This window comes from Streptococcus oralis (genome assembly GCF_003942585.1).
Classification (GTDB): Bacteria; Bacillota; Bacilli; order Lactobacillales; family Streptococcaceae; genus Streptococcus; species Streptococcus oralis_BE.
The window spans coordinates 38,444-56,551 of record NZ_RJNK01000002.1; the positions used below are offsets into that span (position 1 = coordinate 38,444).

Annotated in this window: 18 protein-coding genes and 1 pseudogene; 5 read left to right on the forward strand and 14 right to left on the reverse strand. The window is 44.1% G+C overall.

All coding sequences use genetic code 11. The features are described 5' to 3' along the window. Positions 1–15: 15 nt before the first annotated feature. The 10 genes from yidD to D8862_RS03765 form a co-directional block, all read right to left on the reverse strand. Positions 16–258 carry a membrane protein insertion efficiency factor YidD gene (gene yidD / locus D8862_RS03720; protein ID WP_125448745.1) on the reverse strand — a complete coding sequence of 81 codons (243 nt, stop codon included), beginning with the start codon at positions 256–258 and terminating at the stop codon, positions 16–18. Then, entirely contained in the window at positions 258–980 is a 723-nt protein-coding gene (locus D8862_RS03725) for a pseudouridine synthase (protein WP_125448746.1), read from the reverse strand. Before D8862_RS03725 ends, yidD begins: the two co-directional genes overlap by 1 nt. After that, positions 967–1,536, reverse strand: a complete 570-nt coding sequence (gene scpB / locus D8862_RS03730; protein WP_125448747.1) for an SMC-Scp complex subunit ScpB — start codon at positions 1,534–1,536, stop codon at positions 967–969. Before scpB ends, D8862_RS03725 begins: the two co-directional genes overlap by 14 nt. An 18-nt stretch (positions 1,537–1,554) precedes the next feature. Further along, positions 1,555–2,283, reverse strand: coding sequence for a segregation/condensation protein A (locus tag D8862_RS03735; RefSeq protein WP_125448748.1), 729 nt, complete (start codon positions 2,281–2,283; stop codon positions 1,555–1,557). After that, on the reverse strand, positions 2,283–3,017 hold the full coding sequence (gene xerD, locus D8862_RS03740) for a site-specific tyrosine recombinase XerD (RefSeq protein WP_312023005.1): 735 nt from the start codon (positions 3,015–3,017) through the stop codon (positions 2,283–2,285). The genes D8862_RS03735 and xerD overlap by 1 nt, the downstream gene beginning before the upstream one ends. Further along, positions 3,014–3,475: a cyclic-di-AMP-binding protein CbpB gene (cbpB, locus tag D8862_RS03745; protein ID WP_125448750.1), complete on the reverse strand. Its 462-nt coding sequence runs from the start codon at positions 3,473–3,475 to the stop codon at positions 3,014–3,016. The genes xerD and cbpB overlap by 4 nt, the downstream gene beginning before the upstream one ends. Then, positions 3,472–3,993 (reverse strand): metallophosphoesterase, encoded by a 522-nt coding sequence (locus tag D8862_RS03750; RefSeq protein WP_001118939.1) that lies wholly within the window; start codon positions 3,991–3,993, stop codon positions 3,472–3,474. The genes cbpB and D8862_RS03750 overlap by 4 nt, the downstream gene beginning before the upstream one ends. Beyond that, a complete protein-coding gene (locus D8862_RS03755; protein ID WP_398575024.1) occupies positions 3,969–4,979 on the reverse strand; it encodes a nucleoside-triphosphate diphosphatase in 1,011 nt (336 codons plus the stop codon). The genes D8862_RS03750 and D8862_RS03755 overlap by 25 nt, the downstream gene beginning before the upstream one ends. After that, positions 4,937–5,731 carry a glutamate racemase gene (gene racE / locus D8862_RS03760; protein ID WP_007522320.1) on the reverse strand — a complete coding sequence of 265 codons (795 nt, stop codon included), beginning with the start codon at positions 5,729–5,731 and terminating at the stop codon, positions 4,937–4,939. The genes D8862_RS03755 and racE overlap by 43 nt, the downstream gene beginning before the upstream one ends. Before the next feature lie 204 nt (positions 5,732–5,935). Beyond that, entirely contained in the window at positions 5,936–6,184 is a 249-nt protein-coding gene (locus D8862_RS03765; RefSeq protein WP_000364981.1) for a YneF family protein, read from the reverse strand. Positions 6,185–6,516: 332 nt separating this feature from the next. Between D8862_RS03765 and D8862_RS09830 the strand changes: the two are divergent. Continuing rightward, a pseudogene (locus D8862_RS09830) lies at positions 6,517–11,700 on the forward strand (SIALI-17 repeat-containing surface protein). Positions 11,701–11,769: 69 nt separating this feature from the next. Here the strand turns inward: D8862_RS09830 and mraY are convergent. Genes mraY through rsmH form a run of 4 tightly spaced genes read right to left on the reverse strand, consistent with a single transcriptional unit; the run spans position 11,770 to position 16,289 of the window. After that, complete coding sequence (gene mraY, locus D8862_RS03775; protein ID WP_093585906.1) at positions 11,770–12,750, reverse strand: phospho-N-acetylmuramoyl-pentapeptide-transferase; 981 nt, start codon at positions 12,748–12,750, stop codon at positions 11,770–11,772. Between the two features lies 1 nt (position 12,751). After that, complete coding sequence (gene pbp2x, locus D8862_RS03780) at positions 12,752–15,007, reverse strand: penicillin-binding protein PBP2X (protein WP_125448752.1); 2,256 nt, start codon at positions 15,005–15,007, stop codon at positions 12,752–12,754. Positions 15,008–15,010: 3 nt separating this feature from the next. Then, positions 15,011–15,328 (reverse strand): cell division protein FtsL, encoded by a 318-nt coding sequence (gene ftsL, locus D8862_RS03785; protein ID WP_000840795.1) that lies wholly within the window; start codon positions 15,326–15,328, stop codon positions 15,011–15,013. Between the two features lie 10 nt (positions 15,329–15,338). Then, complete coding sequence (gene rsmH, locus D8862_RS03790; RefSeq protein ID WP_125448753.1) at positions 15,339–16,289, reverse strand: 16S rRNA (cytosine(1402)-N(4))-methyltransferase RsmH; 951 nt, start codon at positions 16,287–16,289, stop codon at positions 15,339–15,341. Positions 16,290–16,453: 164 nt separating this feature from the next. On the opposite strand from rsmH, the gene D8862_RS03795 reads away from it, so the two are divergent. From D8862_RS03795 to D8862_RS03810, 4 genes are read left to right on the forward strand one after another with little or no spacing between them, the layout of a single operon-like run. After that, positions 16,454–16,648, forward strand: a complete 195-nt coding sequence (locus tag D8862_RS03795; protein WP_001082470.1) for a helix-turn-helix transcriptional regulator — start codon at positions 16,454–16,456, stop codon at positions 16,646–16,648. 15 nt (positions 16,649–16,663) lie between these two features. After that, positions 16,664–17,203 (forward strand): DUF3278 domain-containing protein, encoded by a 540-nt coding sequence (locus D8862_RS03800; RefSeq protein ID WP_125448754.1) that lies wholly within the window; start codon positions 16,664–16,666, stop codon positions 17,201–17,203. A gap of 10 nt (positions 17,204–17,213) precedes the next feature. Next, positions 17,214–17,756: a DUF3278 domain-containing protein gene (locus D8862_RS03805; RefSeq protein WP_125448755.1), complete on the forward strand. Its 543-nt coding sequence runs from the start codon at positions 17,214–17,216 to the stop codon at positions 17,754–17,756. A 10-nt stretch (positions 17,757–17,766) separates the two neighbouring features. Next, the gene (locus tag D8862_RS03810) at positions 17,767–18,108 is read left to right on the forward strand and encodes a hypothetical protein (RefSeq protein WP_084976023.1); all 342 of its coding nucleotides are present in this window, start codon (positions 17,767–17,769) and stop codon (positions 18,106–18,108) included.

The window sequence follows — 18,108 nt, forward strand, 5'->3', positions numbered from 1 at the left end:
CAAATGATGTTGGGTTTATTTTTCTTCTCGATTTCGTCTGAGGGAGAAGTGGTCTGGGACAGGATCTTTACCTGTTTTCGACCAGGGGTGGCAACGTAAAATCCGAGCCAAGCCCATCAAAACACCCTTGAAACCATGTTTTTCAATAGCCTGAATCATGTAGTTGGAACAAGTAGGCTCAAAGCGACAAGAGGGTGGAAAGGCTGGTGAGATAAAACGTTGGTAAAAGCGTACTGGCGCTATTAAGATTCGTTTCATTATTTATTGGTTACCGCCATGGTGTGTAATTGACTGATTTCTTTTTTGTTAAGGCGACGGAATTCTCCTGGACGAAGACCTGTCAAATCTAAGTGTCCAAAACGTGTCCGAGACAACTTGTCCACTTGGAGACCGACAGCTTCAAACATCTTTTTAACCTGATGGTTACGCCCTTCATGGATGGTCAACTGCACTACTGAGCGATTTTTGACTGGATCCACTTTGAGAATCTCATAGACAGCAGGCTTGGTTTTCTTGCCATCAATCTCAAGACCACGGATCAAGGGACGGAGATTATCTTTGTTGGCCACACCTTTAACACGCGCAACATAGACCTTGTCAATCTCATTGCGTGGGTGAATCATCTCGTCTGTAAAGTCACCATCATTGGTCAAAATCAAGACCCCTGACGTATCCCAGTCCAAACGTCCCACTGGGTAGATGCGCTCTTTGACATTGGGCAAGAGGTCAACAACAGTCTTGCGGCCCTTGTCATCTGTCACACTGGAAATCACTCCACGGGGTTTGTTAAGCAGATAGTAGACCTTTTCTTCGTTGTAGATAGGCTGGCCTTCAACTTCAACCTTATCACCAGCCTTGATGGTCGTTGCTAGTTCACGCACCACTTGGCCGTTGACCGTCACCAAGCCTTGCTTGATCAGCTCTTCTGCTTTTCTCCTACTGGCCACACCTGCGTGGGCAATATATTTATTGATTCTCATCTTCTTCTATCCTTTCACCAAATAATTGGCTTTCTTGGGCTTGGATCTCAAGCTCATCAATCACTGGTAATTCTTCCAAATGGTTAATTCCCATGTAATCTAGGAAATAATCCGTAGTCACATAGAGGTTGGGACGACCCAACACTTCTTTTTTCCCGTCTTCTCGTATCAAGTCAAAGGCCTGCAACTTTGCCAAGGCCCCACTCGAGTTGACTCCGCGGATGGCATCAATTTCTATCCGCGTAATCGGCTGCTTGTAGGCAATGATAGACAAGGTCTCAAGAGCAGCCCGAGACAAACTCTGGTTGATGGGAGCTTTGGAATATTCCTTCAAAATCGCTGCAAATTGAGGTTTGGTCACCAATCTGTATGCTCCCCCTGTCTCAATCAGAGATAAGCTAGACTCTTGGTCTTTTTCATACTTTTGGGCTAATTTTTCTAAACTCTGCTGGATGCCTGTCGGGGGAAGCGATAGGAGTTCAGCCAACTGACGGACTCGAATCCCACCTTCACCTGCTACAAACAAGAGCGCTTCTATTTCTGCTAAAGTACTCATATTTCCTCTCTATCAAGTCTAGCTTTGTGCCTCTTGACTTTCTTCCTTCTTTTCCATGAGATAGATATCTCCGAAACCCTCCTCTTGAACGAGGATCAATTCCTGGGTTTTGATTAACTCTAAGGTCGCCAAAAAGAGGGTAATGACCTCTTGGACATTCTGGGCTTCCTTGAACAAATCCTGCAAACGCAACTGGTCTCGTCCAGTCAAGGACTCTTTTACAATGCTCATCATATCCTCAATCTTATACTCATCCCGCAAGATGGTCGTGTGGTTCTGAGCGAATTCCTCTTTTTTCTTGGCTAGGATATTTGAAAAAGCCAAAAAGAGATCAATGGTCGTCTTGTCATGTACAAGCTCCGCATCCTCGTAAATCAACTCTGTTGGCGCTTTAGAATAATACTGGGCACGATCTTGGTGCTTAGCCTCCAAGTGTTCACCCAAGAGCTTGAACTTGCGGTATTCTTCGATTTGAGAGAGAAGATCCTGCTCCAGGTCATCCTCCAAATCAGCCACTTCTGCCACCTTTGGAAGAAGTTTGCGGCTCTTGATCAGCATCAACTGACTAGCCATGACCATGTACTCACCAGTCACTTCCAGACGCATGGCCTGCAGGGTTGAGACATAGGCTAGATACTGTTCGATGACTTCCGTAATGGGCACATCGTAGATATCCATCTGGTACTTAGAAACCAAGTGCAAGAGCAGGTCCAGGGGCCCTTCAAAATCTTTTAATTTAATATCCATTATCTATATTTTTCTAAGGTCAGGACTGTTTTTAATCCTAATTTTTTTGCAATTTCGTACAAATCGACCTTGTTTTCTATTTGTCTTAGAATGAACTGTTCCCGCAAGGCTTGAGCGGATAAGGTTGGAAAACCTTTCTCCTTGACAAAGGACTCCAGCTGACGAAAGGCCCACTGACGAGAATAGGCTTTCCCTCCCCTTTCAAAGAGATAGGTCTGCTCCATCAAGGGTTCTAGCTCTGGAATCAAGGGAGTAGGTATGGTGACAATCCTCTGTTGGGAAGCCTTGTTAATTCGCAACACCTGAAAATCCAGATTGATATCTGCAACCTTAAGGGCTAAAATCTCACTAGGTAAGATCCCTATTTCCAAAATCAGGAGTGCCAGCAAGCGTCCTTCTGGATAATTACTTTCCTGCCAAAAAGAGTCTAGGTCTAGAATCTCTGGCTTTTCAGTCTTCTTTTCAGCTTGTTTGGCTAATTCCAGACGGTAAAAACTGTCCACTTCTCCTTTTTGATAGAGAAAGTAGAGAAATTGGTTACAGGCCGAAAGCTTTCGCTTCTGGGCACTGATTTTTAGATTGGCTAGCTGAGCTTGATAAATCTTGAGACTAGTCTCAGAGATCCGCTCACCTACCATGTCTAAAAATTGCTCCAGATCATACTTATAGGACTGCTTGGAATTGGCAGACAAACCCTGCTTTCCCTCTAAAAAGTCTGAAATCCTATCTCTCATTTGCATCGAATCTCATAATCCTTATTAAAATCATGCAAGAGGGCATTGACGGCCTTGAGGATGGACTTGCGCGTGATGATTCCTTGGAAAATCCCTTCATCATCTACTACTGGCAAGAAGGGTTCATCGACCAGTTTATGGAGGACCTCTGTGATGTTATAGTCTGGAGCGACGACTGCCACATCTGTCTTGGTCATATTGACGATATCTGTCGTTGCCATATGTTCATCCGTCAAACCTTGCTCCATTTGATAAGCCAAAATGTCTCTCAGACCAATGGTTCCGACAAAGCGTTTGTCAAAGGTCACAACAGGAATACGCGTGTAGGTGATTTGACTCAACACCAAAATCGCATGGTCGGCATTGTGGGTATCAATCAAGGCTGCTAGATTCTCAGCAGGGGTAAGAAAAGTCTCTTCCTGCTCCAATAAAAATGCTTCAAATTCCTTGGCAATCATCGAGCAAACTCCTTGGACAAGCCTGGATAAACCTCATGGTCACGTGTCAAAAAGTCTACTTTAAAATAGCTGTCATCAATCTCCACTCGAGCATAGAGACATTCTCTGATAGTCCCTCGTGGTTGGCTGATGGAGCCTGGATTTAAAAAGAGTGTTTTGCCTTCCATCCAAGCATTTGGCACATGCAAGTGACCATAGAGACAGATATCGGCATCTTCTTCCTGAGCCCAGTAGTCCAACTTTTGAAAGTTGAAATTGATGTCAAACAAGTGTCCATGCGTCTGGATGATCTTGGTTGGACCAAGTTGAGTTACCAAACGTTCTGGGTAGCCAGCATAAAAATCCATATTTCCTTTGACGACATGGATGCCTTCCCAGAGCGGAGAGTCTGGACGGAGTTCTGAGTCACCATCGTGAAAAATGGCATCGACTTTCCCCAGATAGCGATCACGAATTTCTTCGACAATCAAGCTATCGCCATGGGAATCACTCATTACAATGATGGTTTGCTTTGCCATGATGGAAATACCTCCAAAAGTTTCTTAACGGCTAAGGCGCGGTGAGATTGGCTATTTTTTTCTTCAAGGGTTAGCTCTGCTGAGGATTTACCTGTCTCTCCTACAAGGAAGAGGGGATCATAACCAAAGCCATTTTCACCCTTGGGTTCAAAGTTGATATAACCTGGCCAGTCAGCTTCAACAACCAGGCTTTCCTTATTTGGACTGGCTACAACTAGGGTTGTGTGGAATTGAGCCGAGCGGTCCTTTAGCTCAAAGACCATGGCCAATTCGTGCAAGAGCTTGGCATTATTTTCACGATCAGTCGCTCCCACTCCTGCAAAACGAGCTGACCAGACTCCTGGTAAGCCGCCGAGGACATCGACTTTGAGACCTGAGTCATCTGCTAGCACCATCTTGCCTGTTAATTGGGAAATGGTTTCTGCTTTCAGGCGAGCATTTTCTTCGAAGGTCATGCCTGTTTCTGCTACTTCAGGCAGATCTGGATAGTCATTGAGATTTTCCACATCGTAGCCTAACTTGTCAAAGATAGCTCGGAACTCCTTGGTCTTGCCCTCGTTACGAGTCGCAATCAACAAGGTTTCTCTAACCTTGCTAGTTTCAAAGAAGTCTTGAACATTGACCCCTTCTTTAGGTAGTTCGACATGCAAAAGCTGCCCATCTTCAACCAAGAGCAGGGCTCCCTGACGTTGGATGACTTCTAGATTACGTCCTGCTTCTGCATTTAAAATCTCAGCGATAAAGGAGAGTAGACGGAAGTTAGAAGACCAGCGCATCACCGTAATCGTAATCGGGAAGCCATTTTCTTCGTCACGAAAAATCCGCGCTAAATCCATAAAATCAAGCTCGAGAGGATCTTTGATGAGGCTATAGATGCCTCCATAGACATCCCAGACACCGACATACCAGTCCTGGTCATCCTTGTATTCATAAATTTTGTTTGTCATAATGTTACATGCTCCACATGAATTTCTTTTTCCAGCCATTCTGCTCCAATTTGGGCAAAACTTTGGCTATTGGCTGTTGTGTAAAAACGATGTTGAAGAGGTCCCGCATCTCGGCTACGATTGATTTCAAAATAGTTAAGCAAAACCGAGATATCCCGTACACACTCTGCCCCACTATCGATGAGCTGAACTTTGGGGCCCATGACATTTTGGATGATGGGGCGAAGGAGTGGGTAATGGGTACACCCCAAAATCAGGCTATCCACCTTTCCAACCAAGGGGCGCAGGGTTTCATAGACGACTTTCTTGGTGACACTGGTCGACAGGGCACCAGATTCCACCAAGGGGGCAAACTTGGGACAGGCCAAACTCTCCACCTGTAAATCCGGATCCAGATCATGGATTTTCTGACGATAGATGTCTGATTGGACCGTCATGGGGGTTCCAATCACTCCGATTTTCCCACCTTGACTGGACTTGATGGCTGCCGAAGCTCCTGGCAAAATCACGCCTAGGACAGGAATGTCTAGTTTCGCCTTGATTTCTTCCCAAACGACCGCAGTCGCAGTATTACAAGCAATGACAATCATTTTGACATCCTTGGTCAAGAGAAAGTTGACCAACTGCCAAGTATATTCACGAATTTGCTCAGCAGGACGGGGACCATAGGGCGCCCGAGCCGAATCTCCAATATAGACGATTTCTTCATGGGGAAGCTGGCGCATGAGCTCACGAACAACGGTCAAGCCCCCGACACCCGAATCCAAAAAACCAATTGGTCGATTATCCATACAGTCTTCTTTCTAGTCTTTTTCTGATTGATAGTTCATCATGATTTTTTGTCCTGAATAAACGGATAGACAGCTTGATGGAATGTCAACTGCCTCTCTCTTAATCATAATCAAATATCAATAGAATGCAAGGAAAAAGTCTTATCCCTGAGAACTAATGAACATAGTGAGAAGTCTGGAACTTTCATCCCAGACTTTTCCTATTTATTTTTTCTTTTTATTGTTAGCAAGGGCTGCTTTTTGTTGGCGGATGATTTGGTGGTAAACTTGTTGTACCTTGGCTTCGCTTGGTTTTTGACCATTTGCGCTCAATAGAGCACGAACTGCCTCAGCGTTCAAACGTGGGTTGTCAGCAAATTCTTTTTCGATTTGCTTACGAACCAAGTACATTCCTCCAAGAGCTCCTCCTAGAAAAGCTAGCACAATCAAGATAATTGCTAAAAGTAAGTCCATCATATTTCTCCTGTTTCTTTTTGAGTCTTCTATATTATACCATAAAGTGACTTTCCTGACTAGTTTGTTTTACGCTTTCAGGGAGGGGGTTAAGCCAAGTCTAAGCTAGTCTTAAAATCAGATTGAACTATGAAATTACGAATAATTCCACCCTTTCCTCTCTTTCTTCTACTTTTTTAAGAAAAAACAACAACAAATATGTATCTTGCGAAAAACCTATTGACAAATGCTAAGCGATCATTAGAATGGGAGGTGAGGAGATAAATAGAAACAAATTAAAAGGAACTGCTTTATAAAATGTAAGCGGTTTCGGATAAACGACGGAGGTTTTTATGAAAAAACACTTTTGGGAGAAATCCTGTCGCTATAGCATCCGCAAACTGACGGTTGAGACTGCTTCTGTTTTACTGGGGGCTGTTTTTCTAGTCAACCACACTGTCTCCGCAGACAGTGTTGAGGTCAAGCAAACTGAACCAACCTCTGTCGAAGCTATTACTAAGCCTGATAGTGAACCCAAAGCAGCTGAAGCTACTGAAACTACAAAGCCACCTCTAGCCGAGAGTCCAGCAGTTTCCGAAAGCAAGCTAGCCGCAGAGACTCAGACAACAAATAGTCAAGCTGGTGAAGAAGCCATTGTAGAAGCTAAAGAAAATAAGGAACCTGAAAAAGCAGATCAACCGGTGACAAAGCAAGAAAACTATCAACTCAACTACGATCAGCCAACAGCTCCCTCCTATGATGGATGGGAAAAACAAGCCCTCCCTGTCGGAAATGGAGAGATGGGAGCCAAGGTTTTCGGTCTGATTGGGGAAGAGAGAATCCAGTACAACGAAAAGACCCTCTGGTCAGGAGGACCACAGCCCGATAGCACCGACTATAACGGAGGAAACTACAAGGACCGCTACCAGGTCTTGGCAGAGATTCGTAAAGCCCTCGAAGCTGGTGACCGCCAAAAAGCAAAACAGCTAGCTGAACAAAATCTAGTTGGACCAAACAACGCCCAGTATGGACGTTACCTAGCCTTTGGAGATATCTTCATGGTCTTTAATAACCAGAAGAAAGGACTAGATACTGTAACTGATTATCATCGTGGTTTGGATATCACAGAAGCCACTACGACAACTTCTTACACCCAAGATGGGACCACCTTCAAACGCGAAACCTTCTCCAGCTATCCTGATGATGTCACTGTGACCCACTTGACCAAAAAAGGAAACAAGACACTTGACTTTACCCTTTGGAATAGCCTGACAGAAGACTTGCTTGCTAATGGGAACTACTCTTGGGAATATTCCAACTATAAGAATGGTCATGTCACTACAGATGCAAACGGAATCCTTCTAAAGGGAACTGTCAAAGATAACGGCCTCAAATTTGCATCCTATTTAGGAATTAAAACGGACGGAAAAGTCACTGTTCAGAATGAGACTCTAACCGTCACAGGTGCAAGCTATGCGACCCTCTATCTCAGCGCCAAGACTAACTTTGATCAAAATCCAAAAACCAATTATCGAAAAGACATTGATCTCGAAAAAACGGTTAAAGGGATTGTAGAAGCAGCTAAGGCCAAGGACTACGAAACACTTAAGCAAGACCATATCAAGGATTATCAAAGTCTCTTTAACCGCGTTAAACTAAATCTAGGTGGAAGCAAGACTGCTCAAACGACAAAAGAGGCCCTTCAAAGCTATAACCCTAGCAAAGGTCAAAAACTGGAAGAACTCTTCTTCCAATACGGACGTTATTTACTCATCAGTTCGTCGCGTGATCGGACGGATGCCCTTCCTGCCAACCTTCAGGGAGTCTGGAATGCTGTAGACAATCCACCTTGGAACGCTGACTACCACCTCAATGTCAATTTGCAAATGAACTATTGGCCAGCCTACATGAGTAACCTTGCTGAAACAGCCAAGCCAATGATCAATTATATTGACGACATGCGCTATTATGGTCGTATCGCTGCCAAGGAATACGCTGGCATCGAATCCAAAGACGGACAAGAAAATGGCTGGCTGGTCCACACTCAAGCAACTCCATTTGGCTGGACTACTCCTGGTTGGAATTACTATTGGGGGTGGTCTCCTGCAGCCAATGCTTGGATGATGCAGAACGTCTATGACTACTATAAGTTCACCAAGGACGAAACTTATCTAAAAGAAAAGATTTACCCAATGCTCAAGGAAACAGCTAAGTTTTGGAACTCCTTCTTGCACTATGACAAGACCAGCGACCGTTGGGTGTCTTCTCCATCCTACTCACCAGAACACGGTACCATCACCATCGGAAATGCCTTTGACCAATCGCTAGTCTGGCAGCTATTCCACGACTACATGGAAGTCGCTAATCATCTGAAAGTCGACCAAGACTTAGTCACAGAGGTCAAGGCTAAATTTGACAAACTAAAACCCCTTCACATCAACAATGAGGGCCGTATCAAGGAGTGGTACGAGGAGGACAGTCCGCAATTCACCAACGAAGGCATTGAAAATAACCACCGCCACGTGTCTCATCTGGTTGGTCTCTTCCCAGGTACGCTCTTTAGCAAGGATCAGGCTGAATACCTAGAGGCTGCGCGTGCTACCCTCAATCACCGTGGAGATGGTGGAACTGGTTGGTCTAAAGCAAATAAAATCAACCTCTGGGCTCGTCTCTTGGACGGTAACCGTGCCCATCGCTTACTGGCTGAACAGCTCAAATACTCAACCCTAGAAAACCTTTGGGATACCCACGCGCCTTTCCAAATCGACGGAAACTTTGGAGCAACTAGTGGGATGGCAGAAATGCTCCTGCAATCTCATACTGGCTATATTGCACCATTGCCAGCCCTTCCAGATGCTTGGAAAGACGGTCAGGTTTCTGGCTTGATTGCCCGTGGTAACTTTGAAGTCAGCATGAAGTGGAAAGATAAAAACCTGCAAAGCTTGTCCTTCCTTTCAAATGTCGGCGGAGACTTAGTTGTAGATTATCCAAATATCGAAGCCAGTCAGATCAAGGTCAATGGCAAACCAGTCAAGGCAACGATTCTTAAAAACAATCGCATCCAACTAGCAACGCAAAAAGGTGACGTCATTACCTTTGAACACTTCCCTGGTCGCATAACCAGTCTGACAGCAGTTCGACAAAATGGAGTCACTGCTGAACTCAACTTCAACCAAGTAGAAGGCGCTACCCACTATGTCATCCAAAGACAAGTGAAAGACGCGTCTGCCCAATCCTCTGCAAGCAGAGAATTTGTAACCAATCAAACCCACTTTATTGACCGTTCACTCGATACTCAACTCGCCTACACTTATACTGTTAAGGCTATGCTGGGCGAACTTGCCACACAAGTTTCTGAACAGGCCACTGTCGAAACCTATAGCGAGTTGATGGACGACCGAGATAGCCGTATCCAGTACGGAGCTGCCTTTGGAAACTGGGCTGACTCAGAATTATTTGGAGGAACAGAGAAATTTGCTGACCTTTCAAAAGGGGACTACACAGACGAAGACATCACTGCCACCATTTCTTTCACTGGTGTTGGTATCGAAATCTATGGACTGAAATCGTCTGAACTAGGTCTTGCCACTGCTAAAATTGATGGCAAAGAAGTCGGCGAGCTTGACTTCCATACTGCTGGTGCAACTGAAAAAGGTAGTCTCATCGGTCGCTTCACAGGATTATCTGACGGACCTCACACATTGACTCTTAGCGTTAAACGTGAGCACAAAGGACGTGGTAGTGAGCGCTCGAAAATTTCATTAGATTATTTCAAAGTCCTAGCAGGAACAGGCAATTCAATTGAAAAAATGGATGATCGTGATTCGCGTATCCAGTATGGTTCCCAGTTTAAGGACTGGTCTGACCCTGAACTCTACGGAGGTACGGAAAAATACGCTGATATTAACAACAGCGACTCTAGTGCAGCTTCAGAAGCTCAGGCAACCATTTCCTTTACTGGTACAGGCATTCGTATCTATGGTTTGAAGAGCCTTGCCCTTGGACGAGCACGTGTTACACTAGATGGCAAAGAAATGCCAAGTCTAGACTTCTACACTTCAGGCGCAACCGAAAAGAGAGCTTTTATTGGCGAATTTACAAACCTTACTGACGGTCCGCACACCCTGACATTACAAGTTGACCCAGATTCGCCAGAAGGCCGCAAGAAAATTTCTCTGGACTCTTTTGACATCATCAAAGCCCCAGCTGTCGGTTTAGATAGCCCAAGTATCGCGCCTCTTAAGGAAAATGACAAAACCATTTCCTTAAGCCTACCAGCTGGAGATTGGGAAGCCATCGCAGTGACCTTCCCAGGTGTCAAAGATCCTCTGGTTTTGCGCAAGGTGGACGAAACGCACCTGGTTACAAGTGGGGATCAGACCGTGCTATCAGTCCAAGACAATCAAGTTCAAATCCCAATCCCTGAGGCTACTGATCGACAAACTGGAAAAGCGATCGAAGCTTATACCATTCAAGGAAATACCACAAGCAGCCCTATCGTGGCCGTCTTTACTAAAAAGGAAGAGAAAATGGTTGATGAGAGTCAGCCAACTACAAGCAAGGGGGACGAACCAGCTCCTACTGTTGAAATCCCTTAGTACACTGAGCCTATCGGAACCGCAGGGCAAGAAGAAGCTCCAATAGTAGAAATTCCGGAGTATACCGACCCTATCGGAACTGCTGGACAAGAGGAAGCTCCTACTATTGAAAAGCCTGAATACACCGAACCTATCGGAACTGCTGGGCAAGAAGAAGCTCCAATAGTAGAAAAACCTGAATACACCGAATCTATCGGAACCGCAGGACAAGAAGAACCACCTACAGTGACAATTCCTGAATACACTGAGCCTATCGGAACGGCAGGGCAAGAGGAAGCCCCTACTGTTGAAAAACCTGAGTACACTGACCCTATCGGAACTAGTGGGGATCAGGCCGCTCCAACCCTTACCCTTCCTGATTATCCAGTTCGAGTCTTAAAAGACAAGGAAACTGGAGTGGAAATCATCGGTGGAGCCAGCGACTTAGAAGGAATTTCTCACGTTTCTAGCCAACGTGTCTTAGCTCAAGAACTCTTTGGCAAGACCTATGATGCTTACGACCTACAGCTTAAAAATCCAACCGATCATAGCTTGCAGCCAAAAGGCTCTGTCTTGGTTCGCTTGCCTATTTCAGCTAGCGTAGAAAACATCTACTACATCACTCCGACCAAGGAGTTACAAGCCCTTGATTTCACCGTTCGAGAAGGAAAGGCAGAATTCATCACTAGTCATTTAAGTACCTATGCTGTCGTCTATCAAGCTACTGGAACAACCTCTAACACAGAGGAAAAACCAAGTACTTCAGATGCAGAAACCTTGGCACACGAGGCTGAACAACTTTCAGCTAGTCCGAGTCTTGCTAAAACTGGAAATCATTCTCCTAAAGAACAACTTCCAGCAACAGGAGATGCGTCCAACCCACTCCTCTTCTTAGCAGGCCTCAGTCTAGCCCTCACAGCCACTTTTATGTTAAAAAGAAGAAAGGATGACTCCAACTAACCTTTAAGCACACAAAAACAGGATGAAGATCACCTTCATCCTGTTTTATTTTGTAATCAAAAGTTAGTCTTACAGTAGGTATAAAAAGGCTAGGGTCAAGAGACTTGCTAGAAGTCCAACTCCCCAAAAGAAGAAATCAACCTTCCACTCGCTCCAAGGATTGCCCTTGCCTGAGAATCCTCCAAGCTCAAAATGATGATGCACAGGTGTCATACGGAAAATACGCTTCCCGCCACTAAGTTTGAAGTAGGTAACTTGCATCATAACAGAGCTTGTCTCAAAGACATAGATAATCCCAATCAGCAAAAGAGTCCATTCTTGGTGGAGGGCCATAGAGATTGCTGCCAGCATCCCACCTAAAGCCAAACTTCCCACATCACCCATGAAGACCTTGGCAGGCTTGTGGTTAAAGACGAAGAAACCTAGTAAACCACCAATCATGGAAAGAATCACAAGAAGGATATCCAGTTGATTTTGCATATAAGCAATCACACCGTAGGCCGATAAGCTAATCACCACTGAAATACTTGCTAAGCCGTCAATCCCGTCAGTCAGATTCACCGCATTTGAAAAGCCAACTAGCCAGAAAAGGGCAAAGAAAATATAGAAAATACCCAGATGTACTTGGTAGCCAAAAACTGAAAGCATATCGCCACCACGCTCATAAAAGAGGTAAAAAATCACTCCTCCAAGCAGCTGGAGAGCAAGCTTTTGCTTGGGATTCAAGCCCTCGTTGATCTTACGAAAGACCTTGAGGAAGTCATCCAGAAAACCTACCAAACCATACAAAACCAAGATAAACAAAATCATGCTAACATTGTTGGTCAATTGTTGGGTAAAGAGAGCGACAAGGAAGCTAACAACTACTGCAACGATCAGGAAGACAAGACCTCCCATAGTTGGAGTCCCAGCTTTAGCTTGATGTTGCTTGACATCCTCGTGCATCTGCTGACCTGTAATCTGTGCTTTTCGATAAAATCGGATAAAGGCTGGAATGCCTATCAGGGTCAATAGAAAGGCAAGAATTCCAGCACTAATGGAACTAATCATCTTAATCTCCTAAAGTTACTTTCAATTTTTTGATATCTTTGAGGGCAGTATTGGCACGGACACTTTGTTTCTTGACCGTTTTGCCACTACCTTCCCACTCGACTTCTATATTCAGCCATTTGGCCAATGTTTGCACATTTTCATCTGTCCAGCCATACATATCAGGCATTTCTTCGACCTTATCTGACAGGATCAAGATCTGCTGATTGGCTTCCAAATTATCTCCTTCAGAAACCGAGAGTTCCTTGATCTTGGTTCCTGTTCCAATAACGATTGGTTGGACAAGGTTGCGACGCAATTCCTCTGCTAGGTCACCCGGCGTAAAGTCCTTGGTAGCTGGCATGGCATAGCTTGTTGTCTTGCTGACCTGATCCAAGTTCTTGGCAGTTGACTGAAGATTGAGGGATTCTTTCATGGCAGAAGCTCGCTCAAGGATTGGGTTGGCAAACTCCCCAAGCTGAATACCTGAATAATGCTCTGGCTGCTGCACCGTCACATAGAGGATAAAATCAGGATTTTCTGCAGGATGCATCGACACAACAGAGAAGATATAGTTGGTTGAACCGGTAAGATAGCCACCATTTTTCTCATCTGCAATTTGCGCTGTCCCTGATTTCAGGGCAACATTCTGACCTGGAACATTGACAGTTGCTTTTCCTGTACTGTGGTTGTACATGGTACCGTAGACAGGATCTGTTCCGACCATGACCATGTGATCTCGAGTAGAGGACGCTGCCGCTTTTGATACAGGATTTCCGACGATTTCCTTTTGAGACTTGCGGACAGACTGGTCATTTGGATCATAGAGGGCACTGATAAATTTCGGCTCCAACATAACCCCATCATTGGCAATAGCTGTAAAAGCACGAAGCATCTGGGTCTGAGTAACAGAGATCCCTTGTCCAAATGAACTCATGGCGATATTGACAATGTTATCAGCAGGTAATTGACCTGTGTACTCATCTGCCAGACCAAAACGGGTTGGCACCCCAAACTTAAAGCGGTTAAGATAGTCGAGCCAAGTTGCATCTCCCATCTTTTGCTCGAGCAAGGTCATCCCAATATTACTTGAGTGGGCAAAACCTTGAGAGAAGGTCATAGTGCCACCACTAGTCAATCCTTCATTGACGTCCCAGTCACGAATGGTCGCATCAGCTATTTTCAATTCACTACTGTTAAAGTATTCGCCGCCGGGGAAGGTGTTGTTATCAATAGCTGAGGCCAACATCATCACCTTCATAGTGGATCCTGGCTCATAGTTGCTTTGATAGAGGATATCACGCCAGACAAAGTCTTTTGTGATGCCATCCTTGGTATCTGCATTGAAGGTCGGACGTTGGGTCGTAGCCAGGATTTCCCCAGTCTTAGCGCTGACCAAGGTAGCCGTCATATACTTGCCCTTTACCTTTTCCTGGAAGGCATCCATCTGGGTTTCCATAAAGGATTGTAAGGGACTAGAAAGGGTCGTGTACACATCTTTTCCATCTACCGTTTGTTGAGAAGCTTGATCTGTACCCGGAACAATATTTCCCAGACGATCCTTCTCATAGGTGATGATCCCATCTGTACCCGCCAGAATGCTATTTAAAGAACTCTCCAAACCAGATGTCCCAATCAAGCGTTTGGTGCCATCCTCATTTTCATGGAGTTGTGCGAGTCCGATAAAGGAAGAAGCAAACTGTCCATTGGGATAACTGCGGTTAGGGCTTGTTGTAAAGTCAACTCCCTCAACGCCAGCATTTTTTAGGTCATTTTTAATGGCCATCATATTGGCATAGGTGATCCCATTTCCCTTGGTACCAAAGGATACCTGTTTTAGATCTGGCTGAGAAAGCTGTTCTTTGACATAGGACTCATCCATCTCTAGGTACTTATGAAAAATCTCTGCTACTGTACTATATTGTGAGTCTTCTACATAGAGAATTTTGCCTGTTGCTGACTTGTAGGTCTTGTCAATAACGGCATAAATATTGTAAGAAGTCGCATCTTCTGCAATAGGCGTTCCATTACGATCGTAGATGGTTCCCCGTTTTGCAGGGATGGTCTTAGTTGTTTGGTGAACCTTTTTAGCCTCTTTGACCAAGTCCTTACCAAATTTTTTACCCGTTCCGATAATGACCGCAAAGTTGACCAAAAAGACAGCGAAGAGTATGACAGCCAATAAACTCAGGCTTTTTCCTACTCTTCGGCGGTTTTCTTCTGGAGATTTGCGATTACGAACGGCATAACGGATGATTTTTTCTTTCCACTGTTTCATTTCTTACTCCGCTGCTCGGATATTTTCGTTATTCAGCTGCAAATCCTTGGAATTTGCAATTTCTTTCAAACGTTCTGAACGAATCAATTCATTGACCTCTTGCTTAGCATCGTCGAGCTCTGTTTTCTTTTCTTCGATTTGAGCATTGACCTTGGTCAATTCATTCTGAACTTGTAATAGCTTGGTCTGCATAAACACAACGCTAATTGCCAGGATAATCATTGTTGCAGCAATCGAAACATAGAAGGCCTTTTCCACACGTGAAAAACCTTTAAACTTCGTTTGCAATAACTGGCTTGTTTTTTCGATTCTTTCTGCCATGTTTTTCCTCTTACTTGTGAATTTTTCTGGCCACGCGCAACTTGGCTGAATGCGAACGGTTATTGGCTTCTAACTCTTCAGCACTTGGCAAGATTGGCTTACGGGATAACAATTCCATCTTAGGCTTAAGATCGTCTGGAATGAAGGGCAAGCCTTTCGGAACCTCCACTGTTGAAGCTTCCTTAAACAACTGCTTGGTCAAGCGGTCTTCCAGCGAATGGAAAGTAATGACTGAGATTCTACCATCCAGAGCCAGCATGTCCATGGCCTGCTGGATGGATTCATCTGCTGCTCCCAGCTCATCATTGACTTCGATTCGGATAGCCTGAAAAATCTGCTTGGCAGGGTGCCCCTTTTTCTTGAGCTCCTTAGCAGGTTTGGCAGACTTGATAATTTCTGCCAACTCAGTCGTTGTCTCGATTGGTTTCACCTCACGCGCTTGCTCAATCTTGCGGGCTATCTGTTTAGAAAACTTATCCTCACCATACTTGAAAAAGATCCGAACCAAGTCATGATAGTCATAATGATTGACCACCTCATAGGCTGTCAAGCTGGCATCCTGATTCATGCGCATATCCAGTGGCGCATCTTTTTTATACGAAAAACCACGTTCACGCTGATCTAGCTGAGGACTGGACACTCCCAAGTCATAACAAATCCCATCAATTTCTTGGACACCAGCCTCCTGCAAACGTACCTGCAAATGACGGAAGTTATCCTTGATAAAGGTTACCATCCCTTTTTCGATATAGGGTGCCAAACGTTTTTGCGCATTGTCAATGGCATTCTGGTCCTGATCAAAGGCATAGAGATGTCCTTTTTCGCTCAATTTACTTAATAAATATTCGCTATGGCCTGCTCCGCCCAAGGTCGCATCAACGTAGATACCGTCAGGTTTTACGTCAAGCATATCAATCGTTTCATGAAGCAAGACCGTTACATGATGAAATTCTTTTGTCATATCCTATCTATTTTACCACAAATCTGACCAGCTTGCACTTGTCAGACAAGGCTAAGCTACTTCGAAAAAAATTCTCCAAAAAATGTCATATATAATTGACACACTGCTCTCGAAAGAATATAATATAGTCAAATATATGCGACACAAATCAGAAAGGAGAACCTATGAATCGTGTCAAAGAATTCCGCAAGGAACTGGGCATTTCCCAGCTCGAGCTCGCCAAAGATATCGGTGTCTCGAGACAGACCATCAACATGATTGAAAATGACAAGTACAATCCAACCCTGGAACTCTGTCTCAATCTCGCTCGTAGCCTCCAAACTGACCTCAACAGTCTCTTTTGGGAAGACGATTTTTAAAAAAGGAGCCAACTTATGAAAAAAGAAACCTTCACGGAAAAACTCATCAAACGCACTTACGGTATTTCTGACCCACTTGACGAATACAAACGACGCGAGGCTGATCGTATCGGCAATCAAGTCTTTATCTTCCTCTTTTATCTGATGATTTTTGGCAATCTTATTCCACTCGTTCTGGCCTATAAGTATCCTCAACTAGTGGCTCTAGTCTATCCTCCTCTGATTTTAGTGATTGCCCTCATCGTTGCTGGATATCTCACCTACCAAATGCAAAAAACAGGGATTACAACTATTGAACCAGATATGCTGAGTGAGAAAGAAAGTAAGCAACTACACTACCCTGGTCTGAAAGCAGGTTTGTTCTTTGGCCTATGGATGTTTTTTATAACTCCTCTTCTCCATATACTGCTAGGTGAGAGTCAGGACTACTTTCAGTCTCTTCTCACTATAAGAAATGGTTTAGCAAGCATTCTAGGTTCTATCTTCTTCGGATCGAGCATACAGTTCCTCATCTCCCGTCGCATTCGAAAAGCAAAGAAAGACCAAGATGATTAGGAGTCAACTCATGAAAAAAGAAACTCTCACTGAAAAACTCATTAAACGCATATACGGTATTTCTGGTCCCCTTGACGAACACAAACGACGCGAAGCTGACCGCATCGGAAATAAAATCTTTGTGATTCTCTTTTACCTCATGACTTTAGGCAATCTTATTCCCTTTGTCCTCGCTTATAAATACCCGCAAATTGTCGCTATTGGCTATCCTATTGTGATATTCGGCATTTCGATGATTTCTGCTCTCTATGTGGTCTCCCAAACCAAAAAAACAGGCATCACAGCTATTGATCTAGATATGCTGACTGAGAAAGAAAGTAAGCAACTACATTACCCTGGTCTGAAAGCCGGTCTGATCTATGGCATAGCGATATTTTTTATAATGCCACTCATTGATACTCTAACAAGTGAAAATCCAAATTTCATCAGTTCTCTTCTGAATTCAAAACATATTTTAAAAACTATACTGGGAGCGTTCTTTTTTGGACTGATGATGCAAATTGTTGTCTCTCTTCGCATTCGAAAAGCAAAGAAAGACCAAGAAGACGACTAGGAGGTGGCTTATGAAATCACTAGCGAGACTGCTGATCAGTCATGTTTTTATCAGTATCTTTATTACCTTTTTCCTACTTTCTGGACATATTGAGCATCCTTTCTTGATTATCTTTCTTTTATTCCTTCCTGTATTGAACAAGGGACAGAGATTCCAGAAAATCCAATCAAAAAAAATACGTCTTCTAAACGCATCTCTCTGTTTTATCCTCGTATCCTTTCCACAACTTTTAACAAATCCTATGGATTGGAGATATCTGGTATTTCTAATAATCTGTATCATTTTTAGTTTGGTTTACTTCTATACTCTCTATCAACTCTTTAAAGAAGTCAATCAAAAATCGCTCATTTAG